The sequence below is a fragment of the Streptomyces sp. NPDC029014 genome (genome assembly GCF_055564695.1).
This window is the reverse complement of the sequence record NZ_JBVHVT010000020.1, coordinates 89816-114110: the sequence shown is the minus strand read 5'-3', so window position 1 is coordinate 114110 and position 24295 is coordinate 89816. Positions and strand designations below refer to the sequence as shown.

The following is a 24295-nucleotide window of genomic DNA, read 5'->3' as shown; positions in this document are numbered from 1 at the left end:
CGCCGGTCGGGGTGCCTTCCAGTTCGAGGAACGCGTCCTTGGGGTGGCCGTCCGGGCGTGTGCGGTCGGCCTGTTCTCCTCCCGCCCCCCCCCCCCCCCCCCCCCCCCCCCGCGCGGCCGGCCCGTCGATGAGCCAGGGGTACGGCACCGAAGGCGCGCAGCCGCGACGTCGGGCGGCGGGGCGGCCGGTCACGACGACACCGGTTCGCTGGTCCGGGCCCGCGCCGGAGGTGCTCCGGGCGGCGGCCCGGCGGGGTGCTGCGGGGTCATCGGGCGGGCCCGGCGGTGCACCCACAGTCCGCGCAGCCAGTGCCAGCATGCTGCGGGCGGGATCAGGATGCTGGTGGCCGCCATGACGGCGACCTCGGCGCGGGTGCGGGGGCCCGGCGAGACCCGGGCCCAGGCGAACTCGGCGGTGCCGGCCAGCCAGGCCGCCGCGCACACCGCGGCGGCTCGGGGCCGGCCGAGGGCGGTGCAGCAGGCGGCCGCGACGGCGGCGCCGGTGACCACGAAGTGCCGGGGCAGCCGGCCCCGCGGCGCGGCGGCCCGCTGCCACCAGTCCCGGCCGTGCAGCCGGGTCATGAGGACGTCGTCGGCGTTGCCGGCCTGCGTCCGCAGGGAGACCCAGCGGTCGGCGGGTCGTACCGGGTGGCTGGTGCGGCGGTCCCCGGCGGCGAGGTCCCAGCCCGCGTCGAGGAGGCGCAGCGCGAGGTCGGCGTCCTCCCGGAAGGCGCGGCGGAAGCGGTCGTCGAAGCCGCCGACCGATTCGAGGGCCTCCCGCCGGTAGGCGAGGTCCGCGGTGATCCAGCGGGCGGTGGCCAGGCCCGCCGTGTTGCGTTCCCAGTCGGTGGGCCGGCGGTCGGGCGGCAGCGGCACGCTGATCCGGGCGGTGACCCCGGCGGTGCGGGCGCCGGCCCGGGCCAGATCGCGGGCCAGGTCCTCGGCCCAGGTCGGCCCGGGGACCACGTCGTCGTCGAGGAAGACGATCCAGGGGACCGGCCCGGCGGCCCGCCAGCCGGCGTTGCGGGCCGCGGCGGGGCCGCGGCCGCCGCCGCTGACGACGGTGGTGACGGGGCTCAGGAGGGCCGGCACCTCCAGGCCGCGGGCGCGGGGGTCCGCGTACCCGGCCGTTTCGGGGGTGGTCCGGTCGTCGACCAGGACCAGCCGGGACGGCAGCGGCCCGGGCGTCCGGACCAGCGCATCCAGGCAGGCACGGAGGCTGGGGCGGCCGAGGGTGGGGATGACGACGGCGTAGTCCGGTACGGCGGCCTGCCGGTGCGCGTCGGAAGGAGGAGGTCCGGTGGGGCGGGTCATCGCAGCCACCTTTCGTCTGACGGGCCGGAGGGGTCTGCGGAACCCGAGCGGAAGAGCGCCCCGCGGCGCACGGCGTACGGGCCGATGGCGAGCAGGTCCACGGGGGAGGAGCCGAAGCATTCCAGTGCCTCGCGCGGCTCGTCGACCATCGGCCGGCCGGCCGTGTTCAGACTGGTGTTGACGACCACGGGGAGGCCGGTGAGCCGCTCGAACTCGGTGAGCATGCGGGCGACCAGCGGTTCGGCGGCAGCGTCGACGGTCTGGATGCGGGCCGTGCCGTCGACGTGCACGACCGCGGGGATCCGTTCCCGCCAGGCCGGGTGGACGTCGTGGACGAAGAGCATGTGCGGGCTGGGCAGCGGTCCCTCGAAGATCTGGGCGGCGCGCTCGGCGAGCACCATGGGGGCGACGGGCCGGAACTGCTCGCGCCCCTTGACGTCGTTGAGGCGTTCGAGGTTGCCGGCGTGCCCGGGGTGGGCCAGCAGGGAGCGGTGCCCGAGGGCGCGCGGACCGTACTCCGAACGCCCTTGGAACCAGGCGACGACGGCGTTGTCGGCGAGGGCGCGGGCGACGGTCGCGGCGATGTCGGGCGGCCGGTCGAACGGAACGGCGGCGGTCTTGAGGATGCCTTCGAGTTCGGCGTCGGTCCAGTCGCGGCCCAGGTCGGCGCCGGGCATGGGCGCGGGATCGTCCCCCCGGTCGGCGGCGAGCAGCAGTGCTCCGCCGAGGGCGGTGCCGGCGTCGCCCGCCGCGGGCTGCACCCACACCCGGGAGAACGGGCCTTCCCTGGCGATGCGGGAGTTGGCGACGCAGTTCAGGGCGACTCCACCGGCGAGGGTGAGCACGCTGTCGCGGGTGCGGCCGTGCAACCAGCGCACCAGATCGAGGAGGGTCTCCTCCAGGACCGCCTGCGCGGAGGCGGCCACGTCCGCGTGGTCCTGGGTCCACGGCTCGTCCGGGCCCCGGGGACTGCACAGTTCGTGCCAGGGGACGCCGGTGGCGCGGAAGCCGCCGTCGCCGGTGGGATGCACGTGCCGGCGGAGCTCGGACAGCATCCGGGGCCTGCCGTACGAGGCGAGGGCCATCACCTTGAACTCGTCGGAGGAGCGCAGGAAGCCCAGGTGGGCGGTGAGCTCCTCGTAGACCAGGCCCAGGGAGTGCGGCAGCTCCTGTGCGTACAGGGGTTCCAGCCGGCTGCCGGTGCGCCGGGCGGCGAGGTGGGAGGCCCGCTCACCACGGCCGTCGAGGACGAGGACGCTGGAGCCGTCGGCATCGTCGGCGGCGAACGCCGCGGACGCGGCGTGCGCCATGTGGTGGGGCACGAAGCGGACGACGGCGGGGTCCAGTCCGGGCAGGGCGGTGCGCAGGAAGCCGGGTACCTCACGGGCGTAGGTCAGGCGCAGGTGGTCCCACGGGTCGTCGAGGCCCATGTCGGCCGCCGGCCGGGCGAGGGACGGGTCGAAGGAGTAGGCCACGGCGTCGAGGTCCTGCGGGCGCAGGCCGGCCCGCTTGAGGCACCAGGCGGCGGCTTGTTCGGGTAGTTCCCAGGCGGAGAAGGGGACCGGTCGTTTGCCGTGCTTGCGTCGGGAGAAACGTTCCTCCTCGGCGGCCGCGACGGTGCGGCCGTCGACGAGGAGCGCCGCGGCTGAGTCGTGGAAGAGTGCGTTGATTCCGAGGATGCGCATGGGCGGCGGGCCCCTTCTGCCTGTTCGTCGGGGTCAGTTGCCGACGCGGTCGCGGAACCAGGCGATGGTGCGCCGCAGTCCGTCCTCCGCCGTCACGCGCGGCTCCCACTGGAGCTTGTCCCGGGCGAGGGTGATGTCCGGGCAGCGGACGGCCGGATCGTCGGTGGGCCGTTCGATGAAGCGGATCTCCGAGCGGGAGCCGGTGAGTTCGATGACCCGGCGGGCGAGTTCCAGCATGGTGATCTCGTCCGGGTTGCCGATGTTCACCGGGCCGCGCATGCCGTGGGCGGCCATCGCGAGGATGCCGCGGACGGTGTCCTCCACGTAGCACAGGGAGCGGGTCTGCAGGCCGTCACCGGTGACGGTGAGGGGTTCGCCGGCGAGCGCCTGGCGGACGAAGGTGGGGACGGCGCGGCCGTCGTAGCCGCGCATCCGCGGCCCGTAGGTGTTGAACAGGCGGACGATGGCGGTGTCCGTGCCGTGCAGGCCGGATTCGGCGGTGGTCAGGGCCTCGCCGAAGCGCTTGGCCTCGTCGTACACGCTGCGCGGGCCGACCGGGTTGACGTGGCCCCAGTACCGCTCGCTCTGCGGGTGTTCCTGGGGGTCGCCGTACACCTCGGAGGTGGAGGCGAGGAGGAAGCGGGCGCCCGCCCGGTGGGCCAGGGCGAGGGCGTTGCGGGTGCCGAGGCTGCCGGTCTCGAGGGTGTGCACGGGCAGCCGCAGGTAGTCGGCCGGCGAGGCGGGCGACGCGAGGTGCAGGACCAGGTCGGGTGGGCGTGCGACCTCGAACGGCTCCACGACGCTGGCCTGTTGGAAGGCGAAGCCGGGGCGGTCGAGCAGGGCCGATATGTTGTCGACCCGGCCGGTGCTGAGGTCGTCCACGCAGGTGACCGCCGTGCCGGCGTCCAGCAGGGCGGTGCACAGGTGCGAGCCGACGAAACCGGCTCCGCCGGTGATGACGGCGTGCTCCCAGAGGCGCGGGGCTGCGCTGTCCATGCGGTGTCTCCTCGGAACGGGGGGCGGGCCTGGGACGGCCAGCTCGGGAGCGGTCCGGCCGCGGGCGGCGGCACGAGAAGAGGGGGTGTGCCGGACGAAGCGGAGGGCCGGATCCGTGGGACCGCTTCAGACTGCGGCAGTCCGCCGACCCCCGCACGGCCCGCCGCGCGTTCCGGTGAATCACCCTGTGTGACGAAGGGACCCGCCTGGGCCGGGCGCCGGCGCCGTACGGCGCCGTACGGTGCCGGCCGGCCCCGACCGCGCGGCACGCGACCGGCCGGCGCCCGCCTCCGCGCGAGCGGCACCGGCGTGTGCGCCGCCCCGGCAGCTGCCCGTCAGGGCCGGCGCCAGCGGTCGTGGTCCAGGTGCGACCCGGCCATCGGTCCCATCAGCAGCATGCCGCCGTCGACAGGCCACGAGGCGCCCGTGACGTACGAGGCGTCGGGCCCGGTCAGGAAGGCGACGACGGCGGCGACCTCCCGGGCGTCACCGGGCCGACCGGCAGGCACGCCCGGACGCGGCTCCGCCCGGACGTCCCGGTCCTCCTGGCCGGTCATCGGCGTGGCGATCTCGCCCGGCGCCACGCAGTTCACGGTGATGCCGTGTTCGGCGAGTTCGAGTGCCATCACCCGGGTCAGCAGGCCCAGCCCGCCCTTGGCGGCGCAGTACGGCGCTGCGCCCACGCGGGGCTGGTGCTCGTGGACCGAGGTCACGTTGACGATCCTGCCTCCACCGCCCTGCCCGATCATGCGGCGGGCGGCCCGCTGGCCGCACAGGAGCGGGCCCACGAGGTCGACGTCGAGGACCTCCCGGACGGTGGCGAGGTCCAGGTCGAGGAAGGGCGTGGCCGTGCCGATGCCCGCGTTGTTGACGAGGACGTCGATGCGGCCGAGTTCGTCGGCGAGACGGTCGACCACGTCGGCGGCGGCCGGTAGGTCCCTCAGGTCCAGCCGGGCGACGGCGGCCCGCCGGCCCCTGCCCCGGACCTCCTCGGCGGTGCGCAGGGCCCCCGCCTCGTCCAGGTGCCAGGTGATGCCGACGTCCATGCCGGCGGCGGCCAGCCGGACCGCGACGGCACGGCCGATCCCGGAGTCGGAGCCGGTGACCACCGCCGTGGTGGGGGAGAAATCGAGCGGACTGATCATGGCGGTCCCCCTCACGGCCAGGACGGCTCCCGGCGCGGTACGACGACCAGCTCGCCCACCACGCTGCCCGGGGGCACGGAGAGCGCGTACAGCACGGTGTCGGCGACGATCTCCGGGCTCTGCAGGAGGCTGACGTCGGCGTCCGGGAACCGGTCCATGACGAACGGGGTCTCCATGCCGCCCGCGATGACCCCGGTCACCCCGATGCCCGTGCAGTCGCGCTGGGCCTCCTTGAACAGGGTGTGGGTGAAGGCGCGCAGCCCGGCCTTGCTCGCCGCGTACGGTCCGGCCTCCGTCCAGGTGCGGTTGGCCGCGGTGGAGAGGATGTTGACGATGTGACCGCCACCGGCGGCGACCATGCGGCGGTAGGTCTGCAGGCACAGGTACATCGGTCCGAGCAGATTGGTGGTCACCACCCGGGTGACCTCGTCCGCCGTCAGGTGTTCGACCGATTTGGACACGTCGACGGCGGCGTTGTTGACCAGGATGTCGACCGACCGGCCGTCCTCCTCGATGTCCCGCAGGACGGCGGCGACGGCGTCCGCGTCGCAGACGTCCATCTCGACGAACCGGGCCCGGCCGCCGGCCACCACCATGTCGGCGCAGAGCTGCTGGGCGAGGTCCTTGCGTACGTCGGCCACGAGGACGCCGGCCCCGGCCGCGGCGAGCCGGCGCGCGATGGCCGCGCCCAGCCCCCGGGCACCGCCCGTCACGAGTGCCTGCCTGCCCGTCAGGTCCACCTGTACCGCGCTGCTCATGCTGTCCCCTTCGTCGGTCCGGGGGCGGCAGCCTGCCCGGGCGGGCGGCTGCCGGTGGTCCCCGTACACCCCACTGTGGGCAGCCGAGCCGGGGCGGGCGCGCGGGGTTAGGCCGCTGGGCGGGGCGGCGCCAGCCCCTCGGGCGGGCTCTTCGGCGGTCCTGCGGCGCAGCGGGCCCGGTGGCGGGCAGGGACCCGGACGGCACCCCTGGCGGTGCCCGCAGCCGTCTCGGTGAAAGCGGCCGCTGCCGCGGTTGCCCGGCCGGGTGCGGGGCAGGCGCCCGGCGACCGAACACCCCGAACCGGGAGGTGGCTGTAATGGCCACGAGTCCGAAGTCGCACGTCCCCCACGGCGAGGGACCGAGTCGGCACGAAGGCACCGAGCAACACGGCTGGTCACCCGATGTCGACGCGACGCACACCCAGGAGAACCCCAGCGCCCGGCGGTCCTTCGACCCGCCGGAGAAGCACGGGGGCGGCTCCCGCAAGGCCCGCAAGAGCCCGCAGACCGGCAAGGCCGATGAGGGCGTACCGGTGAAGAGCAGCACGCGCAGCGGCGAGGACCTGGCCAAGCCCGGCGGCCCGAAGGGTCACCATGACCTGGGGTCCCAGGGACGCTCCCAGCGCCCCAGCGGCGGCAAGGACGAGTCCGCCTTCACCGGCGTCGAGAAGAAGGACGGCCCCAAGCGGCTCCGCCCTGGCTGATCCCGGCTCCTTCACCGGCCGTGAAGGCGTGAAGGAGGGAGGACCGCCCCGACGCGTGTTCGATCGGGGCGGTTGCCGCCGTGCGGCCCGGCGGCCGAGCGGGTGACGGCCGCCGCTGCCGATCGGCGTGTACGGACTCCGCCGTGGGCGGCCGTGCGACGGTGCAAGAACCTCATTTCTGCCAGCCACCCTCGGGAGTCTTCCGGTGCTCGAACGCAAGCAGCTCAAGGGCCGTACCCAGGTCACCTTCGTCCTTCCCGAGGACAGCCCCGAAGGACCGGTGAGCGTGGTCGGGGACTTCAACCACTGGAACCCCTCCGCGCACCCCCTGCGTCCCCGCGGTGACGGTACCCGTGTCGCCACGGTCGCGCTGCCCGCCAACGGCAGCCACTCCTTCCGCTACCTGGCGGCCGGCGACTACTGGTTCGACGACGACCAGGCCGACGGCCACGACGGCGCCAACAGCCGCCTCCACACCTGACGGACGGCCGGCCATGGACGCCATCGTGCTGCTGCGCGAGGACCACAAGACGGTCGAGAAGCTGTTCAAACAGTTCGAGAAGACCGGCGACGAGGACACCGCGGACCGCCGCGAGATCGCCGACAAGGTGATCGAGGAACTCACCGTCCACGCCTGGATCGAAGAGCAGTACTTCTACCCCGCCGCTCGCGAGGCCGCGCCCGACACCACCGATCACGTCCTGGAGAGCATCGAGGAGCACCACGCGGTGGTGTGGATGCTGTCGGAACTCAAGGACATGGACCCGGCCGACGAGCGGTTCAAGGCCAAGATGAGCGTGCTGATGGAACAGGTCCGCCATCACGTCGAGGAGGAGGAGCAGGACTGGTTCCCGGACGTGCGCAAGGCCATGGGCCGCAACCGGCTCGTCGAGCTCGGCGAAAAGCTCCGGGCGGCGAAGGACGACGCGCCGCGCGACCCGCTGTCCGTGCCCAGCGCCGACTCGAAGTGACGCGGCCGCAACCGTCCCGGTCCCCGCGCCGCAGGCGGGCGCTGCTCGTGTGGTGCGCCTGCGCCCTCGCGGCGTGCGGCTGCTCGGAGCCCGCATCACGCGAGGCCGCCGCCGGCCGGGCGGGTGTGGCTTTCGAACAGGCCGTGGGCGTGGGGGACCAGCTGCGCGCCTGCACCCTGCTCGCCCCGGGCACCCGCCGCCAGGTGGAGCAGGACGCACGGCAGAGCTGCCCGCAAGCGCTCGGCAGCGAGCAGCTCCCCCCTGCCGGCAGCCTTCGCGACGTCCGGGCGTACGGCAGACAGGCGATGGCGCGGATGTCGGGGGACACCCTGTTCCTGTCGCTGTTCCCCGACGGGTGGAAGGTGGTGGCCGCGGGGTGCACACCGCAGTCGGGCCGTCCCTACCAGTGCCTGGTCAAGGGGGGCTGACATGCGCGGGCTGTTCATCACCACCCTCGTGGTGATCCTGGGCGGTCTGGGCTACTTCATCACCATCGGGGTGCTGCAGCGATGACGGACGGCCGTGAACGACGGGGCGGCTTCTGGCGGGACAACAGCCTGACGCTCGCTTTCGGAGGCGCCTTCCTGCTGACGCTGGCCTGCCAGGCCGTCGCCGGCCATGCCGAGTTCAACGAGCAGCTCACCGTGGACGGCATGCAGCCGCTCGGCTTCGGCGACTACCTGACCTCCTCGGACTTCGCCGTGGACGTGACCGAGAACTGGCAGTCGGAGTTCCTGCAGTTCTTCCTCTACATCTTCGGCACCGTCTGGCTCGTGCAGCGCGGCTCGCCGGAGTCGAAGAAGGTCCACAAGGCTGGCCCGGAGAGCGACGAGGACCAGCGCATGGGCGACCATGCGCGGTCCGACTCCCCCCGGTGGGCGGGGACCGGGGACTGGCGGCAGACCCTCTACTCCCGCTCGCTCGGGCTGGTCATGGGCGGCCTGTTCGTGCTGTCGTGGCTGGCGCAGTCCATCACCGGCACCGCCGCCTACAACGGCCAGCAGCTCCGCCAGCTCGAAGACCCCGTCACCTGGACCGGCTACCTCACCACCCCGGACTTCTGGAACCGGACGCTGCAGAACTGGCAGTCCGAGCTCCTCGCGGTCGCTGCCATGGTCGTGCTGTCCATCTACCTCCGCCAGCGCGGCTCCCCGGAATCCAAACCCGTCGGCGCCCCCCACACCACCACCGGCATCGAGGGCTGACCGCCCGGCCCGCCGGTGGCTCCGCCGGCCACCCCGGCGCCGTGCGCGGGCGTTGCGGCGCGGAGACGGGGTAGGCGCGCTGATCCGGACTTCGGAGTCGTAGGAGAGGAGGCGCGATGAAAGCCGTGACCTGGCAGGGCCGCCGCGACATACGGGTGGAGACCGTTCCGGATCCGCGGATCGTCGATCCCACCGATGCGGTGATCGAGGTGACGACCACCGGCCTGTGCGGATCGGACCTGCACCTGTACGAGGTGCTGGGCCCCTTCCTCGACCCCGGGGACGTCCTCGGCCATGAACCGATGGGCGTGGTCGTCGAGGTCGGACCCGAGGTGAAGACGCTCGCGCCGGGCAACCGCGTCGTCGTCCCGTTCAACGTCTCCTGCGGCACCTGCTTCATGTGCGCACAGGGTCTGCACTCGCAGTGCGAGACCACGCAGGTCCACGAGCACGGTACCGGCGCGAGCCTGTTCGGCTACACCAAGCTGTACGGCCAGGTGCCGGGCGGGCAGGCCGAATACCTGCGGGTGCCGTTCGCCGACACCCTGCCGATACCCGTACCGGACGGGCCGGTCGACGACCGGTTCGTCTACCTCTCGGACGTCCTGCCCACCGCGTGGCAGGCCGTCGCCTACGCCGACGTACCCCCCGGAGGCAGCGTCGCCGTGCTCGGCCTGGGCCCCATCGGCGACATGTGCACCCGCATAGCCGCCCACCAGCGGGCCAGGGTCTTCGGCATCGACCTCGTCCCCACCCGTCTGGCGAGGGCGAAGGAACGCGGAGTGGAGGTCTACGACCTCGCCCAGCTCGGCGACGGCCTCGTCGAGGCGGTCCGCGAAGCGACCGGCGGCCGCGGCCCGGACGCAGTGATCGACGCCGTCGGCATGGAGGCCCACGGCAGTGCACTGGCCAAGGCCGTCCAGACCGCGACGGGGTTCCTGCCCGACGCCCTGGCGTCCGTGCTGATGAAGAAGGCCGGCGTCGACCGGCTCGGGGCCCTGTACCTGGCCATCGACCTCGTCCGCCGCGGCGGCACCATCTCCCTGTCGGGCGTGTACGGGGGGACGGCGGACCCGCTGCCGCTGCTCACCATGTTCGACAAGCAGATCCAACTGCGCATGGGACAGGCCAACGTACGGCGCTGGGTCGACGACCTGTTGCCGCTGCTGACCGACGGCGACCCGCTCGGCGTCGAAGGCTTCGCCACCCACCACCTCCCCTTGGAGGAGGCGCCCGACGCCTACGCGGACTTCCAGAAGAAGCGGCAGAACACCGTCAAGGTCCTCTTCCGCCCCTGACCCGTTGACCCGTTGGTGACCCGTTGCGGGCCGTGGCCCGCCCGGGCTCGCCGGGAGGAGCGGGACGCACCTGCCGCCGGGACGCATCTGCCGCTCATGCCGCTCAGCGGCTGCGGCGGCACCGGCGCAGCCGGGTCAGCGGCCGGTGCGCGGAGAGGACCGTCCGGGCCGCGTTGGCTCCGGGCGCCCCGTGGACGCCGCCTCCGGGGTGCGCCGTGGCGGAGGCGAGGTAGAGCCCGGCGATGGGGGTGGAGGGCCGACCGGTGCCCGGGAGCGGCCGGAAGACGAGCTGCTGGTGCAGGTTGGTGGTGCCCTGGTTGATGGCGCCGCCCACCAGGGCCGGGTTGAGGCGTTCGAGGTCGGGCGGGGCGAGGATCCGGCGGGCGCGGACCGAGGCGCTGAACCCCGGGGCGTAGCGTTCGATCTGCGCCTCGATCCTGGCGGCGATGGCTTCCTTCTCCCGCTCGTCCCAGCGGCCGGTGATGCCGTCCCCGCCCGCATCGCCCGCGATGTCCTGCGGGACGTGCGTGTACGCCCACGCGGACTCGGTGCCCGCGGGGGAGCGGCTCGCATCCGCCGTAGTCATCTGCCCGAACACGGTGAACGGGGTGCTCGGCACCTGGCGCATGGCGATCTGCGCGGCCAGGAGGGTCAGCTCGTCCACGCTGTCGGCGAGGTGGACCGTTCCCGCCGTGCGCGGGCCCTCCACCGCCCAGGGGACCGGCCGGGCCAACGCCCAGTCGACCTTGACGGTGGAGAAGTCCCACTGGAACCGTCGCAGATCGCTCCTCAGGCGCTCGGGCAGCGCTTCCCGGGGAAGGAGCCGCTCGTAGAGCACCGGTGCCGGCAGGGCGGCGAGCACCGCTCTGCGCGCCCCGACCAGCGTGCCGTCGACCGTACGGACGGCAACGGCCCGCCCACCCCGCACCAGTACCTCGGTCACCTCCTGACCGCACTGCAGCACACCTCCGTGCGCCGTGAAGCGGCTCACGAGGGCGTCGGTGAGGCCCTGTGCGCCGCCGCGGGGCACCGGGAAGCCGTACTTCTGGCCGAGCATGCACATCATCCAGCCGAATCCGCCGCCGAGCGCCGATTCGGGCGCGAGGTCGGCGTGCAGGGCGTTGCCCGCGATCAGCAGGCGCCCGCCTGCGCCGGCGAACTCCTCCTCGCCGAGCCGCCGTGCCGGCAGGACCATGGTGCGCGCCACCCGCAGGCCTTCGGCGTAGCCCAGCCGGACCGCCAGCCTGCCGGCCGCGCGGGCCGGCGGGAACGGCGTGAAGAGGCAGTCCAGCAGGTCGTCGCCGATCCGCTCCCACAGTCGGCACAGCCGCAACCACGCGGCCCCGTCACCGGGGGCGAACCGCTCCAGCGAGGCCGCCGTGGCCTCGGGGTCGGCGGCGAGGACGGCGCAGCGCCCGTCGGTCAGCGGGTGCGCGACGGTGACGGGCGCACGGCTCCACCGCAGCCCGTGGTCCTCCAGGCGGAGCCGCCTGATCACCGGTGAGGCCGCCGCCAGCGGGTAGAAGGCGCTGAACACGTCATGGACGTACGCCGCGTCGACGCCGCGGTCGCTGCGCACCGCGCCACCCGGTACGGGCCGCGCCTCCAGCAGCACGACCTGCCAGCCGGCGTCGGCCAGGAGATTGGCCGCGACCAGCCCGTTGGGGCCGGAGCCGATCACGACCGCGTCAGGGTCGGCCATGGCCGCCGTCCTCGCATTCGCGGGCCAGCCGCGCCAACAGCAGGCGGTGCCGCAGCTGGGCGACGGCGTCGATGGCCGCGTGGTGGAAGGACCAGCCCCGGCCGCGCAGGGGATGCTCGTCCACGACCACCAGCGTCTCCGCTCCCCACGGCCGCACCTCGAAGGCGATGCGCGCGCTGGCGTCACCCGCGACGGCTTCCAGCTCCAGCCGGTCCGGTGCCTCGTTGACGCGCACGACGGTTTCGCCCTCGTACCGCAGCGGGCCGAGCTTGACCTGGTACTTCAGCACGGCCCCCTCCAGCGGCCACCTGTCGTCCGCCTCCCGGGCGCTGTGCGCGCCCACCACCCACTTCGCGTACCGGTTCCCGTCGGACAGGACCTGCCACACCCGTTCCGGCGGACACGGCACAAGCCGGTGCTGCACTGCCATGATTGCCTCCCCGATCGGGGCCCGAGCCTGTAGGAGTCGGGCGTCTACCCGCCGGCGGACACCTCACGCCCGCCAGCCGGCTCCCCGGCCGCGCGCGCTGGCTAACCGGCCGGGCGGGCGCCGGCTAACCGGCCGGACGTACAGCGCGTACGGCGCGCAGCGCTCCCAGCGCGACGGCGGCCGCGGCCGCCCCGCGGGCAGCCGTCCTCAGCCGCCCGTGGCGTCCGCCGTGCACGGCGGCGTCCGGCCCGCAGGGCACCTCCAGGATGCCGGAGGTGGCCTCCTGCGGTCCGCCGCCGAAGTAGGCGCGATCCGTACGCCACGCCACGGTCCGCCGCACCACCGCGGGGCACACGGCCCGGGCGCCGACCAGCAGTCGGGCGTAGGGGCCGACCAGCACCCGGCTGCGGGGGCGGCGGGCGGTACCGGCGATCGCACGGGCGACGCGTTCGGGGCTGGCGACGGGCGGCAGGGAGCGCAGCACGCGTCCGGTGTGGTTCGCCGCATGGCGGAAGAACGGCGTGTCCACCCCGGCGGGCAGCACCGTGCACACCCGGATCCGCCGTTCCCCCATGAGGGCCAGCTCCCCGCGCACCACCTCGTCGAACGTGATGAGCGCCGCCTTGGACAGGGCGTAGCCGCCCACGTACGGTGCCGTGACGCGGCCGCCGAGCAGGGAGGCCACGTCGATGACGACTCCGCGGCCCTGCCGGCGCATGACGGTGACGGCGGCCCTGGTCCCGTGGACGGCACCGAGGACGTTCACGTCGACCAGCCGGCGCAGCTCCCGCGCCGGAACCTGGTCGAACCGTCCCAGGATGCCCACCCCGGCGGCATTGACCCATACGTCGATCCGGCCGAACCCGTCGACCGCGCGGCGCGCGAGAGCCTCCACGGCCGCCTCGTCCGTCACGTCCGTGGGCACGGCGAACGCCTCGCCGCCGCGACGCCGGCACACCTCGGTGACCTGCTCCAACTGGGCGGCGCTGCGGGCCGCCAGCACCACGCGGGCGCCGCGCCGTGCGCACTCCACGGCGGTGGCCCGTCCGATCCCGCTCGAAGCGCCCGTGATGACGACGACGGCATGGCGCATGCTCACGCCCGGCCTCTGACCCGCCAGCGCCGCGTTCATGCCGACCGGGACGAAAGACGTCACGGTGGGGGAGTGCGTGGTTCGGAGGCCTGCGCGGTCGCGCCGGCCACGAAGGTGTTGTGTGCTTCGACCGGGGACATGCCGTCGTTCTCGCGGGGGAGTCCACTGGTCCCGTCCCGCCGAGCGGCGGGTCCCTGCCCGATCTCGATCCTGCGGCGCCGCTGCCGTGCGGCCCGGGGCACCGTCACGGTCAGGACGCCGCTGTCGAGGGTGGCCCGGCAGCGCTCGGCGTCGGCCCCGGCGGGCAGGGCGGTGCGGAACACGAAACGGCCCTGCCGGCGACTGAGCACCCTGGCGCGGTCTTCTTCCGGCAGGTCGCCGCTGATGATCAGCCGGCCGTCCTCCACCTCGATGTCGATGCTGTCGGCGGGGTAGCCGGGGAGTTCGAGCTTGAGGACGAAGGAGCCGTCGCGCTCGTCCTCCTCGGACGCGGGGAGCCAGGTTCCGCCACCCGTTCCGGGGGGTGCGGCCCGGTCCAGGAACCGGCCTGTCTGTTCGCGCACCCTGTCGAGGTCGCCGAGCGGCGCCAGGGCCCTGAGCACTCTGCCAGGACTGCTTGCGCAGCGTCGGATGAGCCGTGCCATCCCCTTCACCTCCGTCCGGATCCCGGGGCGGGAGCGCCTTCCGGTACAGGGCGACTAACCGCGCCACCAGCGGCCAAACCCGCTCGGCCCGGCCCGGCACCGGTGGCCCCGGGCTGAGGGTGCCTCCCGCCGCCCCCACAGCCGCGGGCGCCTCACCGGCCGTACGCCGTGCGGGCCGCCCACCGCAGGGCTGCGGTGCGGCCCCGGACCGGCACCGTCCACAGCGGGTGACCGCGCAGGCCCCAGCCGCCCAGCAGGGCGTTGGCGGCGAGGAAGCCGCTGGTGGCCGCCCGTTCCATCAACGCGACGGGCAGTCCGGTCCGCACGCCGTCACCGGCCACGACCAGGCCGGGCGTGGGCGTGCGCACGGTGGGCCGGTCGCCGTACCCGCCGACCGGGAAGAGCGGGCAGTCGGCACGCCATTCGTGGCGGGCGTCCACCGTCCTGGCCGCCCGCGTCTCCGGATAGATGCGGTGCAGGTGCGCCAGGAGTTCCTTCTGCCGCACCTGCCGGTCGGTGTCGCAGGGCAGCGCGTAGGCGTGCAGCTCCAGCACCGACCCTCCCGTACGGGCGGCCCAGCGCGCGGCCTCGCCCTCCCACCGGTTGAGGACGCTGACGTTGTCCAGCGGTCCGTATCCGCTGGTGCCGAGGAAGCCGGGGCGGTCGGGGCGCACGGGCCGGTCCAGCCAGAGCCGGGAGACGAGGAACGGCGGCGCGCACCGCAGACGCGCCACCTGCCCGCGCCACCGCTCGTCGCCCAGGCTTGCGGAGCGGGCCGCCAGGGCCCGCAGGCCCCCCGGGTCCAGGGCCAGCACCACGGCGTCGCAGCCCTCCTCGGAGCCGCCGCCGGCGAGGGTGAAGCCGCCGCCGGGCCGGGCCGTGACCGTCTCGACCGCGGCCGAGGTGCGCAGGTCCACCCCGAGACGGGTCAGGTGGCCGGCCAGCGGCTCCCACAGGGCCTGCGGGAACGGCTCGTCGGGCACGTCGAACAGCAGCCCCTCGGAAGACCCCAGGAAGTAGATGTGGAACATGAGCGCCATCTCCGCCGCGGACAGCAGCCGGGGGTCGGCGAAGAAGCTGCGCGAGAAGACCTCGAAGGCGAGGTGCCGGGCCGCCGCCGGGAAGCGGATCGCCTCCAGGAAGTCGTGGGCGCTCGTACGGTCGAGGCGGTCGTACACGCCCGGCACCCGCACGTCGAGCAGCGGCAGCGCGGCCCGGGCGTTCATCCGGGCCAGGTCGCGCACCCGGAAGGAGCGGCTGAGCGCCGCGAAGCCGACCGCGCTCAGCGGCGGTGTGCGCGGTACGTGCCGGAAGCCGTCCCGGCCGCCGCCCGCATGGCGCAGGGGATAGTCGGGCAGGCCGGTGAGACGGGTCAGGGCCGGGTCGGTGCGGCGCAGCAGGGCCCGCAGGTTGTAGTACTGGCGGAAGAACGCGTGGAAGCCCCGGCTCATCGTCACCGTGCTCCCGTCGGCGAGCCGGGTGCGCCAGCCGGCCAGCCGGCCTCCGAGCACCTCCTCGCGTTCGTACAGGGTGACCCGCACCCCGCGTTCGGCCAGCGCCGTGGCCGCGGTCAGCCCGGCGATGCCTCCGCCGACGACCACGGCGCGCGGTGCGGCGGCGGGATCGGCGCGGGCCGCCCCGGGCGGCGCGGGGATCAGCCGCGCCAGCCGGTCCCGGCCGGGGCGCCCGGAGGGCCGTGGCGTGCCGTGGGTCATCGCGGGGCCTCCTCGCCCGTCGGGACCGGGCCGTCGGACCCGAGGGCGGGGTCGGCGGCCGGCCGGCGCGCCACCACGGTGTGGGTGATGCCGGTCTGCCAGCCGGGCAGCGGCAGGACGCGCACCCTCTCGAAGCCTGCCCGCGCCACCCGGCGGCCCAGGGCGCCGGCCGTGTCGAACGCGCGGACGCTGCGCCACAGGTGCCGGTAGAGGGGCCCGTCCCCGAGCAGGGCGGCGACCGGCAGCACGAGTCCGCCGCACACGGCGTTCCACACCGCCCGGTGCGCGGCCCGCCCGCTCAGTGCGTACTCGTGCACCGCCAGGCGGCCGTGCGGCGCGAGCAGCCGGAGCGCGGTGGCGAGCACGGCGTCCGGATCGGCGGCGTTGCGCAGCAGGTAGGCGGCGAACACCGCGTCGAAGGGGCCGCTCACCCCCGCCTCGTCCAGCCGCTCCACCGGCGCGTGCACGAACCGCACCGGCCGTGCCCAGGTCCTGTCGGCGGCGTGCCGGAGCATGCCCGCCGAGGCGTCGACGGCCGTGATCTCGGCGCCGGGCAGCACGGCGGCCAGGGCCGCCGTGGACGCCCCCGTGCCGCAGCCCAGGTCCAGCACCCGCAGTCGCCCGCCGTCCGGCGGGAGGCCGAGACGCCGGGCCGAGCGGCGCAGGTGGGCGTGGTAGCCGGGGTTGGCGGCCACGAGCGTGTCGTAGCTGCGGGCCGCGTGGTCGAAGGCGTCGGCCAGGTCGGCGTCACGCAGAAGGGGCATGCGGCTCGGCTCCGGTGTCGGTCGGGGGGCGGTGGGCGGGAAGGGCCCGGCGCGGGGCGAAGGGGAGGGTGACGGCGGAGGCGAGCATCGCGGCGACGGGCACGTGCGCGCCGATCCCGAGGTCCTCCGCCAGGTTGGTGCGGCCGTCCAGGAACCGCAGCAGCCGCTCCGCGGGCACGCGCGCGAAGAGACGGGTGAAGAACGCGGGGCCGTCGATGCGGCCGCCGGCGAGCGCGTGCAGCAGCACCGCGTCCATGAGGCGGGCGCGGGCGGAGTGCGGCCGCGGCGGCAGCGGGTGCCGTCCGCAGTGCAGGGCGGCGGCCACGGCGCGCGCCTGTCGCTGCACGCCGCTGAACGTGTACCCGGTCGACGGGCGGGTGGCACCGGCGCACGCGCCGATCCGGAACACGCCGGGCGCGGTCTGCCGGGCGAACTCGGCGTCCGTCATCGGGATCACCCCTTGCTCGCGCCCGGTGACCTCGTAGCGGTCCAGGCCGAGCACCCGCTCCGCGTAGTGCCGCAGCACCCGCTCGTACGCGGCGCGGCCGAGCACCCGGCGGGAGAACTCCGTGTACTCGACGAGGGCCTCGCGCGGGCCGACGGGCAGCACGTAGCCGAAGGAGAGCCCACGCGCCGGCTGCGGTGTGCGGAAATCCATCAGTTCCACCACCCCGGGCTCGAAAGCGGGCCGCTCGGTACGGACGAACCAGCCGCGGAAGTGCTGGAGCAGCGTCGTGCGGGCGGGTGGGAGAAGGCCGAGCGGACGGGAGTCGAACACCCATCGGGCGTGGACGGTGACCGGGGCGCCACCGGCACGCCGGGCGTGCACCAGGGCGCCGTCCGGCGTCGGCGCGATCCGGTCGACGGCCGCCTCGACGCGCGACACCCGTCCGCTCGCCGCGATCTCACGGTCCGCCAGTCCTTCCAGTGCCTCGGAGCGCAGCATCTTGTAGTGCAGCGGGGCGATGGCCGCGGTCACCTCCGACCCGCCGGTGCCCCGAACGCGCAGCCGCTGCCAGGACGCGGCCAGCACCTCGTCGTACGGGCCGCCACCCGCCTCCCAGAAGCACCAGGTCCGCGGGGCGGCGCGGCCCGGGCCCGCGGGGGCGGCGAGCAGCACCGTGTCCAGCGGTCCGGCGCCCGCGGGCGGCCGGGCCAGCCGCAGCGCCAGGGACAGCCCGGCCGCTCCGGCCCCCACCACGGCGACGTCGGCCGTCACATCCACCACCGCTGCTCCCTGCTCCGCGCGCCCGGGTCCCTCGGCAGTCCGCGGAGGACCGCGCCCGCGCGCCTGCTGCCCAGTGTTCCGGCCGGGAGGGGCGAACGGATGCGGAGCAGGGCGTGTCGTCACGGCGCGGGCCCGCGCCCCCGACTTCTCCACCGATCGGCGCATCCGGTCCGGCGTCCCGCGCGGAATGTGTCTTGGCAAGGAACGGGACGTCGGCCGAGAGGAACCGCGATGAGCTCCACCCAGGCGACGCTCCGGTGCACGGCACCCCCCTCGGGCGCAGGGCGCGCCACCTCGGTCGCGCCCGCTGCTGCCGCGGGGCCGCCGGGCGCCGCGGCGTGCCGGCCGCCGGGCGGTGCGGCCCCCGGCCACCACGCGGCGGCCCCCGACCGGACCGCCCGCGGCGGCGGGTCCCGCTCCGATGCGGCAGCCGTCGACCGCGACGTCGCGGCGGCGGTCCACACGGTTCTGGACGGCCTCCTCGCCACCCGACTGGCGCACTGCGACCGGTTGGGCGGGCTCTTCGCCCGGGACCTCGTACGCCGCGTCACCGACCTCACCCTGCACGCCGGGCACCGCACCCGCCCCCGGCTGCTGTGGTGGTCCCTGCGCGCCTGCGGCGGCGGCGACCGCGACCAGGTCCGGGCGGCGCTGCGGGCGGGCGCGGCACTGGAGCTCCTGCAGACCTGTGCGCTCGTCCACGACGACGTGATGGACGGCGCGCCGACCCGCCGGGGCCGCCCCGCACTGCACGCCGCCGTCGCCCGCCAGTACGCCGCGGGCACGCCCGGCGGGGCCCGGCGGCTGGGCGACGCAGCCGGCGTGCTCGCCGGCGACCTGGCCCTCGCGTGGGCGGACGACACCGTGACGGACCTCCTGCTGGACGGAGGCGCGCTGCCGCCCGGGGCCGTGCACCGCGTCCGCGACCTGTGGCGCACCATGCGGACCGAGATGGTCGCCGGCCAGTACCTCGACGTACAGGGCCAGGCCACCGCGCACATGACCGTCGCCCGGGCGCTCCACGCGGCCTGCTTCAAGAGCGCCCTGTACACCGTGGCACGTCCCCTGGAACTGGGGGCCGCCCTCGCCGGCGCCGACGCGGCCGTCACACGGGCGCTCGGCCGAGCCGGCCGCTGCGCGGGGCTCGCCTTCCAACTGCGCGACGACCTCGACGACCTCTTCGCCGACCCCCGCGCCACCGGCAAGCCGTCCGGCGGTGACGTCCGCGCCGGCAAGCCCACCTACCTCATGGCCGTCGCCCGCGCCCGCGCCGCGACCGCCGGGGACCCGGCCGTGCTCGGCGTCCTGGACGCGTCACTCGGCCGCGCCGACCTCACCGAGGAGGACCTGGAGCGGGTCCGCGACGCCCTGACCGCCGACGGCACCCGCGACCTGGTCCGAGCGAGGATCGAACGGTTGGACCACCGGGCCCGCGGCCATCTCCTCGCAGCCGGCCTCGCGTCGGGCCCCGCCGCGGCGACGCTCCACGCCCTCCTCGCCGAAACAGCGGGCGTGCCGCCTGCCGCCCGGTGTCCCCGGCCGCCCGACGGCCCGCCCGACGGAGCGCCCGACGGCCCGCCCGACGGAGCGGCGACCGCCGCCCCGGGTGCGGGGGAACGCCGGTGACCGGCGCCCTGGAGGGGCCGACCGACCACGTGGTCGTCGTCGGCGCCGGCCTGGCCGGACTGTCCGCGGCCCTGCACCTGCTCGGCGCCGGGCGCCGGGTGACCGTCGTCGAGCGGGACCCCGGCCCTGGCGGGCGTGCCGGCCGGCTGGTCCGCGGCGGCTACCACTTCGACACCGGCCCCACCGTCCTGACCATGCCGGAGATCGCAGACGAGGCGTTCGCCGCGGTCGGCGCCTCGCTGCGCGACCGCGTCGAGCTCGTCCCCCTGCACCCCGCCTACCGGGCCTCCTTCGCCGACGGCAGCACCCTCGACGTCCACACCGGCGCCGAGGCGATGGAGGCGGAGGTCGAACGCTTCGCCGGGCCGGCCGAGGCGGCCGGCTACCGCCGGCTGCGCCGCTGGCTCACCGACCTGTACCGCGCCGAACGGCACCGCTTCCTCGACGCCGACTTCGACTCGCCCTGGCAGCTGCTCGGCCCCGACCTCCTGCGGCTGGCCCTGCTCGGGGGCTTCGGCCGCTGGGAGACCGCGATCGCCCGCCACCTGCGCGACGAGCGCCTCCGCCGCGTCTTCACCTTCCAGGCCCTCTACGCCGGCCTGCCCCCTGCACGGGCGCTGGCCGCCTACGCGGTCATCGCCTACATGGACACGGTCGCCGGAGTCCACTTCCCGCGCGGCGGCATGCACGCCCTGCCGAAGGCCATGGCAGAAGCGGCCGAGGAGGCGGGCGCGGTCTTCCACTACGGCAGCCCCGTCACCCGGCTCGAACGCAGCGGCGACCGCATCACCGCGGTCGTCACCGACGAGGAGCGCATCCCCTGCGACAGCGTCGTCCTCACCCCAGACCTGCCCGAGGCCTACCGCCTCCTCGGTCGCACCCCGCGCCGCCCGGTGCGGCTGCGCCACGCCCCTTCGGCCGTGGTCCTGCACGCGGGCTGCGACCGCACCTGGCCGCAACTGGCCCACCACACCCTGTCCTTCGGCCGCGCCTGGCGGCGCACCTTCGACGAACTCACCCGCACCGGCGAGCTGATGAGCGACCCCTCCCTGCTGATCACCCGGCCCACCGCCACCGACCCCGCCCTCGCCCCGCCGGGCCGCCACCTCCACTACGTCCTGGCGCCCTGCCCCCACACCGGCATCGGCCCCGGCCCCGCCGACTGGCACTCGCTCGGGCCCCGCTACCGCGACGCGCTGCTGGGCGTCCTGCAACGCCGGGGACTCGACGGCATCGCCACGGCGATCGAGGAGGAATGCCTGGTGACACCCGCCGACTGGACCGCACGGGGGCATGCGGCCGGCACGCCGTTCTCCGCCGCCCACACCTTCTCCCAGACCGGCCCGTTCCGCCCCCGCAACCTGGTCCGCGGAACGGTGAACGCCGTCCTCGCCGGCTGCGGCACCACCCCCGGAGTCGGAGTGCCGCCGGTCCTGCTGTCGGGAAAGCTGGCGGCCACCCGCATCACCGGAGCCGGCCGCACCACCACCCGGCGCCCGAACCCCCGGCCCCACCCGGAAGGAGCCCGTCCATGACCGCCCGGGAACTGGACGCCGCGGGCATCACCGACCCGGCACTGCGCAGCGCCTACACCCGCTGCCGCCAGCTGAACGCCCGCCACGGCCGCACCTACTTCCTCGCCACCCGCCTGCTCACCCCCGAACGGCGGCCCGCCGTCCACGCCCTCTACGGATTCGCCCGCTGGGCCGACGACATCGTCGACGGCCCGGGCGGCGACGCCGGTCCGGCCGCACGCGCCCTCGCCCTGGACCGGCTGGAAGACGACCTGGCCCGCGGCCTGGCCGGCGGCGCCGGAGCCGAGCCGGTGGTGCGGGCGCTCACCGACACCGTGAGCCGCCACGGCATCGCCCCCCAGCTCCTCGCCGACTTCCTCACCTCCATGCGCAGCGACCTGACCGTCACTTCGTATCCCGACCACACGGCCCTGCGCGGCTACATGCACGGCTCGGCAGCGGTGATCGGACTGCAGATGCTGCCCGTGCTCGGCACCGTGACGCCCCATGAGGAGGCCGCACCCCACGCGGCCGAGCTCGGCGTCGCCTTCCAGATGACGAACTTCCTGCGCGACGTGGGAGAGGACCTCGACCGCGGCCGGGTCTACCTCCCGCAGGACCTCCTCGGCGCCCACGGCGTCCACCAGGACCTGCTCCGCCACTGCCGGGACACCGGCCGCACCGACGGCCGCGTCACCGCCGCACTGAAGGCGTTCGAGAGCCTCACCCGCACCGCCTACCGGCGGGCCGCACCGGGCATCGGCATGCTCGACCCGGTCTCCCGGCCCTGTATCCGCACGGCTTTCACCCTCTACGGGGAGATCCTCGACGCCGTGGCCGCCACCGGGTACCGGGTACTCGACCGCCGCGCCGTGGTGCCCCGGCGGCGGCGCGCCCTCGTGGCCGCGAACGGCCTGCTGAGGGCGACCGCGGCCCGCGCCGCCGCCCGCCGCGGCCCGGGCGCACCACCCGGTCCCGCAGCGCCGGCGCCGACCGACCCCTCCGCCGCGCCGCACCCCGCACACCGGGAGGTGGCGTGAAGCCCGCCCGGCGCTTCCGACCGCCGCTCCGCGTGCGCCGCAACCCGGTCGCCTGGGAGCGGCAGCGCCCCACGTGGCGCGAGGCACGGCCCGCCCTGATCGCCGACGCCCTCAAACGGGCCCTGGCCCGGCCCTGCGGCAACTGGTACGTCGTCGGCGACTCGCGCGCCCTGCGCCCCGACCGTCCCCTGGCCCGGACCGTCGCCGGCCGCGAGGTGGTGCTGTGGCGGGACGCCGGCGGACGCCTCGTGGCCGGTCCGGGCAGCTGCCCCCACCTGGGCGCCCCACTGGCCGACAGCCCGGTCCGCTGCGGCACCCTCGTGTGCCACTGGCACGGACTGGCCCTGACCGGACGGCCGTTCGCCGGCTGGCAGCCGTGGCCGGCCCACGACGACGGCGTACTGCTCTGGGTTCGGCTGGACGAGGGCGCGCAGGATCCCACCGACCGCCCGCCGGTGCCCGAGCGCCCGAGCCCGGCGGGGGCCCTCACCGCCGTGTACACCGCGGCGGGCGCCTGCGAGCCGGAGGACGTCCTGGCCAACCGCCTCGATCCCTGGCACGGGGCCTGGTTCCACCCGTACTCCTTCGTCGACCTCAGCGTCGTCCGCACCCCCGACGCGGCCGCGGCGGCCGACGCCACCGTCGAGGACGACGCCTTCGCGGTGGACGTGTCCTTCAAGGTCGCCGGGCGGCTCGTCGTCCCCGTCCGCGCCGTCTTCACGGCTCCCGGACCGCGTACGGTCGTCATGCGGATCACCCGCGGCGAGGGACGGGGGTCCGTAGTGGAGACGCACGCCACCCCGCTCGGCCCGGACGCCCTCGGGCGGCCCCGCACCGCGGTGGTGGAAGCCGTCGTGGCCACGTCCGACCGGCCGGGCTTCGCGGCGGCCCGCCGCGCCGCCCCGCTCCTGCGCCCGTTCATGAGGGCCGCGGCGGGCCGGCTCTGGCGCGACGACCTTGCCTACGCCGAACGCCGCTGGACCCTGCGCTCCGCGGGCCGTTCACCGGGCTGACCGGCGCCCGCTGCCGGGAGGCGGGCGGCGGGCGCGTCAGGAACCCCGGTGCCAGCGGCTCTGCTCACGGGTCCGCCGCTTGATCGCGTACAGGTCGGGGAGAGCCGCTGCCGTCAGCGCGAAGCAGGCTGCGGCCACCGAGATGTGGACGCTGCGGGACGGCGCCGCATGCGCGGGGGCGTGCGAGCCCAGCAACAACAGGAGAGCTCCTCCGACCGCGAAGACGGGCGCGAAGACGGGCGACAGCATGCGCCGCAGGCGCAGGTCGCTGCGCGCCCGGCGGGCCTCTGAACCGTCGTGGCGCCACCGCGCGGCTGCGGCGCGCGCACGGCGGTCGGCCGCGCGCCCACTGGTGGGGGCTGGGCGCCGGTCGCGGGTCCCCCGGGCTGGCTGCTCGCCCGAACTGCCCTCCGTGCCGGGGCACAGCCGCAGGTAGCGGCGTTCGGCCGCCTGCCCGGCCGGCTGACCTTGCGCAGCAGCAGGAGCGGGAGCCCGCGCAGGTGTCACCCTTCGGCTGACAACGGACGTGTCGTCCATCCGGTGAACCGCTTGCTTGTCATCGTTTCGATGACGTGCTACAACGGAGTCACCTGAAGCGCACTGGCATCCGCTGCAGACACATCAGGAGGTGTTTTTCATGCTGATGCGCACTGACCCCTTCCGTGAGATCGACCGTCTCACCCAGCAGCTGCTGGGCCCGGGCACCTGGTCGAAGCCGTCCGCAATGCCGATGGACGCCTACCGCGACGGCGACGCGTACGTGATCGCCTTCGACATCCCGGGCGTCGGCAAGGACGCCATCGACATCGACGTCGAGCGGAACATGCTGACCGTCAAGGCCGAACGCAGGCCGGCCCCGAGGTCGGACCAGGCCCAGATGGAGCTCTCCGAACGCCCGCTGGGCGTCTTCTCGCGGCAGGTCATGCTGGCGGACACCCTCGACACCGAGCGCATCGACGCCGACTACGAGGCGGGCGTGCTGACCCTGCGCATCCCGATCGCCGAGCGCGCCAAGCCGCGGAAGGTCGCGATCGGTGACGGCGGCCGGAAGCAGCTCAGCAGCTGACCCCTCCGGTCCCTCCGGGGCCTCCCTCCGTGCGTGGTGCGGCGAAGGACGGCGGAACCCCGGAAAGGGGAGGGGCAACAAGCCCCTCCCCTCCCCTCCCCTTCCCCGCCCGGCCCCTTCGCCGCACCGCGGGGACCACCCCCGGCCACGCGCGGGACCGCACAGCGCCGAGCGCTGCCGGGCGCCCACCTCGTCGGCGAGGACCACGGCCGAACCGCTCGACACGCAGCGGTTCATACGCGCCACCGCAGCCTGGATCTGGGGCGCGACCGAGCTGACCGCAGCCCCGGGACGTCAGCTCCGTGCCCTGTTCGGCCGAAACCACCGCCCCGCCTGACGCGGGCACCCGCCCGCGAGGGCCCCGCCGTCTCCCCTCTCGCAACG

The 24295-nt window shown here is 75.3% G+C and carries 24 protein-coding genes and 1 pseudogene; 12 read left to right on the top strand and 13 right to left on the bottom strand.

Features of this window, described 5'->3' with window-relative positions:
- Positions 1-189 precede the first annotated feature (189 nt).
- The 5 genes from ACZ4VL_RS13900 to ACZ4VL_RS13880 all read right to left on the bottom strand — a co-directional run bounded on the left by ACZ4VL_RS13900 (position 190) and on the right by ACZ4VL_RS13880 (position 5898).
- The gene (locus ACZ4VL_RS13900) at positions 190-1314 is read right to left on the bottom strand and encodes a glycosyltransferase family 2 protein (RefSeq protein ID WP_468199452.1); all 1125 of its coding nucleotides are present in this window, start codon (positions 1312-1314) and stop codon (positions 190-192) included.
- Entirely contained in the window at positions 1311-2999 is a 1689-nt protein-coding gene (locus ACZ4VL_RS13895; RefSeq protein WP_468199450.1) for a carbamoyltransferase family protein, read from the bottom strand. Before ACZ4VL_RS13895 ends, ACZ4VL_RS13900 begins: the two co-directional genes overlap by 4 nt.
- A 33-nt stretch (positions 3000-3032) precedes the next feature.
- Complete coding sequence (locus tag ACZ4VL_RS13890; protein WP_468199447.1) at positions 3033-3995, bottom strand: NAD-dependent epimerase/dehydratase family protein; 963 nt, start codon at positions 3993-3995, stop codon at positions 3033-3035.
- 335 nt (positions 3996-4330) lie between these two features.
- Positions 4331-5140: an SDR family oxidoreductase gene (locus tag ACZ4VL_RS13885; protein ID WP_468199445.1), complete on the bottom strand. Its 810-nt coding sequence runs from the start codon at positions 5138-5140 to the stop codon at positions 4331-4333.
- Between the two features lie 11 nt (positions 5141-5151).
- Positions 5152-5898 carry an SDR family oxidoreductase gene (locus ACZ4VL_RS13880; protein ID WP_468199443.1) on the bottom strand — a complete coding sequence of 249 codons (747 nt, stop codon included), beginning with the start codon at positions 5896-5898 and terminating at the stop codon, positions 5152-5154.
- Positions 5899-6215: 317 nt separating this feature from the next.
- Here ACZ4VL_RS13880 and ACZ4VL_RS13875 point away from each other — a divergent pair, with 317 nt between their 5' ends.
- The 6 genes from ACZ4VL_RS13875 (at position 6216) to ACZ4VL_RS13850 (ending at position 10076) form a co-directional block, all read left to right on the top strand.
- A complete protein-coding gene (locus tag ACZ4VL_RS13875; RefSeq protein WP_468199441.1) occupies positions 6216-6602 on the top strand; it encodes a hypothetical protein in 387 nt (128 codons plus the stop codon).
- Positions 6603-6807: 205 nt separating this feature from the next.
- Positions 6808-7083, top strand: coding sequence for an isoamylase early set domain-containing protein (locus ACZ4VL_RS13870; protein ID WP_404236032.1), 276 nt, complete (start codon positions 6808-6810; stop codon positions 7081-7083).
- Positions 7084-7096: 13 nt separating this feature from the next.
- Positions 7097-7573: a hemerythrin domain-containing protein gene (locus ACZ4VL_RS13865; RefSeq protein WP_468199439.1), complete on the top strand. Its 477-nt coding sequence runs from the start codon at positions 7097-7099 to the stop codon at positions 7571-7573.
- A 125-nt stretch (positions 7574-7698) separates the two neighbouring features.
- On the top strand, positions 7699-8001 hold the full coding sequence (locus ACZ4VL_RS13860; protein ID WP_468199437.1) for a hypothetical protein: 303 nt from the start codon (positions 7699-7701) through the stop codon (positions 7999-8001).
- Between the two features lie 81 nt (positions 8002-8082).
- Complete coding sequence (locus ACZ4VL_RS13855; protein ID WP_468199435.1) at positions 8083-8778, top strand: DUF6766 family protein; 696 nt, start codon at positions 8083-8085, stop codon at positions 8776-8778.
- A 116-nt stretch (positions 8779-8894) separates the two neighbouring features.
- Positions 8895-10076: an alcohol dehydrogenase catalytic domain-containing protein gene (locus tag ACZ4VL_RS13850; protein ID WP_468199432.1), complete on the top strand. Its 1182-nt coding sequence runs from the start codon at positions 8895-8897 to the stop codon at positions 10074-10076.
- A 103-nt stretch (positions 10077-10179) separates the two neighbouring features.
- Here the strand turns inward: ACZ4VL_RS13850 and ACZ4VL_RS13845 are convergent, their stop codons facing one another.
- From ACZ4VL_RS13845 to ACZ4VL_RS13815, 7 genes are all read right to left on the bottom strand, one after another.
- Positions 10180-11778 carry a phytoene desaturase family protein gene (locus tag ACZ4VL_RS13845; RefSeq protein ID WP_468199431.1) on the bottom strand — a complete coding sequence of 533 codons (1599 nt, stop codon included), beginning with the start codon at positions 11776-11778 and terminating at the stop codon, positions 10180-10182.
- Positions 11765-12208, bottom strand: a complete 444-nt coding sequence (locus tag ACZ4VL_RS13840) for an SRPBCC family protein (protein ID WP_468199429.1) — start codon at positions 12206-12208, stop codon at positions 11765-11767. Before ACZ4VL_RS13840 ends, ACZ4VL_RS13845 begins: the two co-directional genes overlap by 14 nt.
- Positions 12209-12332: 124 nt before the next feature.
- On the bottom strand, positions 12333-13364 hold the full coding sequence (locus ACZ4VL_RS13835) for an SDR family NAD(P)-dependent oxidoreductase (protein ID WP_468199427.1): 1032 nt from the start codon (positions 13362-13364) through the stop codon (positions 12333-12335).
- Complete coding sequence (locus ACZ4VL_RS13830; protein WP_468199424.1) at positions 13361-13903, bottom strand: Hsp20/alpha crystallin family protein; 543 nt, start codon at positions 13901-13903, stop codon at positions 13361-13363. Before ACZ4VL_RS13830 ends, ACZ4VL_RS13835 begins: the two co-directional genes overlap by 4 nt.
- A gap of 194 nt (positions 13904-14097) precedes the next feature.
- Entirely contained in the window at positions 14098-15660 is a 1563-nt protein-coding gene (locus ACZ4VL_RS13825; protein ID WP_468199422.1) for an FAD-dependent oxidoreductase, read from the bottom strand.
- Positions 15657-16424, bottom strand: coding sequence for a methyltransferase domain-containing protein (locus tag ACZ4VL_RS13820; protein ID WP_468199420.1), 768 nt, complete (start codon positions 16422-16424; stop codon positions 15657-15659). The genes ACZ4VL_RS13825 and ACZ4VL_RS13820 overlap by 4 nt, the downstream gene beginning before the upstream one ends.
- The gene (locus ACZ4VL_RS13815) at positions 16408-17652 is read right to left on the bottom strand and encodes a lycopene cyclase family protein (protein WP_468199418.1); all 1245 of its coding nucleotides are present in this window, start codon (positions 17650-17652) and stop codon (positions 16408-16410) included. Before ACZ4VL_RS13815 ends, ACZ4VL_RS13820 begins: the two co-directional genes overlap by 17 nt.
- 231 nt (positions 17653-17883) lie before the next feature.
- Between ACZ4VL_RS13815 and ACZ4VL_RS13810 the strand changes: the two genes are divergently transcribed.
- From ACZ4VL_RS13810 to ACZ4VL_RS13795, 4 genes are read left to right on the top strand one after another with little or no spacing between them, the layout of a single operon-like run.
- Complete coding sequence (locus ACZ4VL_RS13810; RefSeq protein ID WP_468199415.1) at positions 17884-19278, top strand: polyprenyl synthetase family protein; 1395 nt, start codon at positions 17884-17886, stop codon at positions 19276-19278.
- Positions 19275-20813 carry a phytoene desaturase family protein gene (crtI, locus tag ACZ4VL_RS13805; protein ID WP_468199413.1) on the top strand — a complete coding sequence of 513 codons (1539 nt, stop codon included), beginning with the start codon at positions 19275-19277 and terminating at the stop codon, positions 20811-20813. The genes ACZ4VL_RS13810 and crtI overlap by 4 nt, the downstream gene beginning before the upstream one ends.
- Positions 20810-21832 carry a phytoene/squalene synthase family protein gene (locus tag ACZ4VL_RS13800; protein ID WP_468199410.1) on the top strand — a complete coding sequence of 341 codons (1023 nt, stop codon included), beginning with the start codon at positions 20810-20812 and terminating at the stop codon, positions 21830-21832. The genes crtI and ACZ4VL_RS13800 overlap by 4 nt, the downstream gene beginning before the upstream one ends.
- Positions 21829-22845 (top strand): DUF5914 domain-containing protein, encoded by a 1017-nt coding sequence (locus ACZ4VL_RS13795; protein ID WP_468199408.1) that lies wholly within the window; start codon positions 21829-21831, stop codon positions 22843-22845. Before ACZ4VL_RS13800 ends, ACZ4VL_RS13795 begins: the two co-directional genes overlap by 4 nt.
- Before the next feature lie 36 nt (positions 22846-22881).
- Here the strand turns inward: ACZ4VL_RS13795 and ACZ4VL_RS13790 are convergent, their stop codons facing one another.
- The gene (locus tag ACZ4VL_RS13790; RefSeq protein ID WP_468199405.1) at positions 22882-23094 is read right to left on the bottom strand and encodes a hypothetical protein; all 213 of its coding nucleotides are present in this window, start codon (positions 23092-23094) and stop codon (positions 22882-22884) included.
- 388 nt (positions 23095-23482) lie between these two features.
- On the opposite strand from ACZ4VL_RS13790, the gene ACZ4VL_RS13785 reads away from it, so the two are divergent.
- Positions 23483-23911, top strand: a complete 429-nt coding sequence (locus ACZ4VL_RS13785; protein WP_468199403.1) for an Hsp20/alpha crystallin family protein — start codon at positions 23483-23485, stop codon at positions 23909-23911.
- Positions 23912-24119: 208 nt separating this feature from the next.
- Positions 24120-24197 (top strand): annotated as a pseudogene (locus ACZ4VL_RS13780) (DUF2267 domain-containing protein); the annotation flags it as partial.
- Between the last annotated feature and the right edge of the window lie 98 nt (positions 24198-24295).